Genomic DNA, 2,892 nt, shown 5'->3' with positions numbered 1-2,892 from the left:
AGCGACAGGCGGCCAGCTGAGCAAATACCTCTCCACTTTTCCGGGGCAAGTCCAACGTGACCGCCCCGGAACCAGACACGTTTCAGGACGAGCCCGAGAAGGAGGGGCGGGTCAGGAGTGAGCAGGAGATCGCCCGCGAGCTTCGGCTGCGGCCAACTGCGCCGCGCGTCACCCGGCTTTCGCGCAAAGCCCTGATCGGGCTTGGCGCGGTAGCCAGCCTCGGTGTCGGCGGTGCGCTCGTGGTCGCGCTGCAAGGGCGCGGCGACGACGACCGACCGTCCGAGCTTTACAACACCGACCGGGTTGCTCAGGCCGAAGCATTGCAACGCCTGCCGCGAGACTACGCGGGCCTTCCGCGTCCAAGCGAGCCCGTTCCGCAGCTTGGCCCGCCGCTCCCCGGCGACATGGGACGGCCTATTCTGTCAGCCCAGGAACGCAGGCAAGCGATCCCGCTCCCGCCGGTAGGCGGAGCGACGGGTGTGCCGCCACCTGCGACACACATGGTTGATCCTGCCCTTCAACAAGCGCGACAGGAGCGCGAGGCCGCTCGCACGAGCCGCCTGTTCATGGGCAATGCTGGCGGGGGCGCGAACAGCGATGCTGCGATGATCATGCCTGCGGCTTCCCCGCCACTCTCCCTTCCTGTCGAGACCGCGCCGACCGCCCCCGCTTCCGGCCGCGGCGAGACGTTCCTCAACCGAGACGTCAACCGGCGGACGGCCAGCTCCGATCGGCTGCGTGCGCCCGCGAGCCCCTACGTTCTCCAAGCCGGCTCAACGATCCCGGCCGCGCTCGTCACGGGCCTCCGTTCCGACCTTCCCGGCCAAGTCGTCGCGCAAGTCACCGAGCCAGTCTACGACAGCCCGACCGGCCGACACTTGCTGGTCCCACAGGGCGCGCGGTTGATCGGTCAGTATGACGCCGAGGTCGGCTACGGCCAGGAGCGCGTCCTTCTCGTCTGGAACCGGCTGATTCTGCCGGACGGTCACTCGATCGTGCTCGAACGCTAGCCGGGTGCCGACGCTTCCGGCTTTGCAGGTCTGCAGGACCGCGTCGACAATCACTGGGGCCGCCTGTTTCGCGCAGGCCTGCTCTCCAAGCTGCTCGGGGTCGGCGCGGAACTCGGCAACGACAGCGACAGCGACATCGCCCGTGCCATTCGCGATGGCGCGCAGGAGAGCGTCGGCGACGCCGGGCAGGAAGTGGTGCGCCGTCAGCTCGAGATTCGGCCGACGCTCACCGTTCGTCCCGGTCACCCGGTGCGCGTGATCGTCACGCAGGACCTCGTCCTCGAGCCCTATGGAGCACAACCATGAGCAAGCTAAAGCTGGGACCGTTTGCGGACGACAAGCCGGTTCGGCTTACGGTCGAGCTACCGGCTGCGACCCACCGCGACCTGGTCGCCTACGCCGAGGTGCTCGGCCGGGAGGGCGGGCGGGTTGTCGAACCCGGCAGACTGATCGCGCCGATGCTGGCGCGGTTTATGGCGACGGATCGGGCGTTCGCGAAAGCCCGTCGGGGTGGACGCCGCGACACAGATCGAGGAACCGGCCCAGCGCCGGGTTAGTCGCGCCGGGTCGCCAGACGGCCTGGATGTCCAACTCCGCTCCGGGTGCCGCCAGCGGTACGAAGCGCGCCCTCGCAAAGTCGGGAGCAGGCAGGCTTCCTGGGACGATCGACCAACCCAGACCCGCGCCCACCAGCGCGAGCAGGCCTTCCTCGCTGACGTCCTGCTCCATGAACTGCAAGGTGGGCCCACCCAGCCGCTCGACATGCGCCACGAACCGTCGCCAATCGTCTTGCGGCCGACATAGCAGGGGTCGGCCGGCTAGATCCGCCCAGCCAAACGCATCGACCGCTTCGGCTTCGGGCACGACGACGACGAGGCGCTCGCGCCAGAGCGTCAGGCTTTCCAGATCGTTTTGCGTTCGCAACGGCGGAGACGGGTATGGTTCAGCCGCGATCAGCGCGACGTGCAATTCACCAGACCTGACCCGGGCGAGCAGCGCTTCCTGGCCATCCTCGACCAACGTGAGAAGTGTCCGCGGGTTCGCCGACACGAAACGCCTAAGCAGATCGACCTTTGGCGCGCAGGAGAATGACCAGACACAGCCCATGGTGATCGCTCCCGCGCCCTGAACGGCCGCGGAACGCGCCTCAAGTTCGGCCCGCCCCATTCGCGCGAGAATGTCCCGCGCGGCTGCGACGTAGGTTTCACCGGATCGTGTCAGCCGCACGCCGCGGGGCAGACGCTCGAAGACTGCGGCACCAAGCGTGTCCTCGATCTCGCGCACGGCTCGGCTCACAGCCGAAATGTCCGTGTTCAGAAGCAACGCTGCCGAGCTGAAGCTGCCGCAGTCCGCTGCCGCAACGATCACTCGCAAGTGCTTAATCTCGGTCGCCATACGTCAGTCCGGCATAACGGCTGAAGCCTAATCAAAAAAGCGTCGTTCCGGATCAACGTATCGTCGTCTGCAACGAGCCAGAATCGCGCGACGGCTGCTGTACCGCAACACTGGCAAGGGTACGGCGTGGGTCCTTTGCCGCCCCGACAGCGCGACTAAGTCGCAAATGACACTGGTGGAACGCCTGAAGGGACGAGTCGTGCTTCCACGCTCGAAAGCGCCCCGACGCGGTTCGACTTGCGGCCTTCAGCTAGGAGGATGGCGCTCAAAGAGTGGGGACAGGCGAAGTGACCCAGCAATCCTTCGCCACGACGGACACGCTCCAAAATGCGAATTCAGGCGCTTACAATGTGCTTACAGGCGCGCAATCACCGTGCGCTGTAAGCGGCACGGCTCGCCGCAAGCGGGCTCATCTCACTGTGTTCTTTGCGAAAAACTGGAGCGGGCGAAGGGATTCGAACCCTCGACCCCAACCTTGGCAAGGTTG

2 protein-coding genes and 1 pseudogene are annotated in these 2,892 nt (G+C 66.4%); 2 read left to right on the top strand and 1 reads right to left on the bottom strand.

Going from position 1 to position 2,892, the window contains the following annotated elements:
- The first annotated feature begins 128 nt into the window (after positions 1-128).
- A pseudogene (locus ACFE71_RS15385) lies at positions 129-1,316 on the top strand (TrbI/VirB10 family protein).
- A complete protein-coding gene (locus ACFE71_RS15380) occupies positions 1,313-1,567 on the top strand; it encodes a DUF2274 domain-containing protein (RefSeq protein ID WP_375429636.1) in 255 nt (84 codons plus the stop codon). Before ACFE71_RS15385 ends, ACFE71_RS15380 begins: the two are co-directional and overlap by 4 nt.
- Here ACFE71_RS15380 and ACFE71_RS15375 read toward each other — a convergent pair.
- Positions 1,482-2,405 (bottom strand): LysR family transcriptional regulator, encoded by a 924-nt coding sequence (locus tag ACFE71_RS15375; RefSeq protein ID WP_375429635.1) that lies wholly within the window; start codon positions 2,403-2,405, stop codon positions 1,482-1,484. The genes ACFE71_RS15380 and ACFE71_RS15375 overlap by 86 nt on opposite strands.
- Between the last annotated feature and the right edge of the window lie 487 nt (positions 2,406-2,892).

Origin of the sequence: uncultured Sphingomonas sp. (assembly GCF_964237155.1) — a bacterium.
In the GTDB taxonomy this organism is placed as follows: Bacteria; Pseudomonadota; Alphaproteobacteria; order Sphingomonadales; family Sphingomonadaceae; genus Sphingomonas.
Note: the sequence above shows the minus strand (reverse complement) of the source record. Positions and strands in the feature narration are given on the sequence as shown.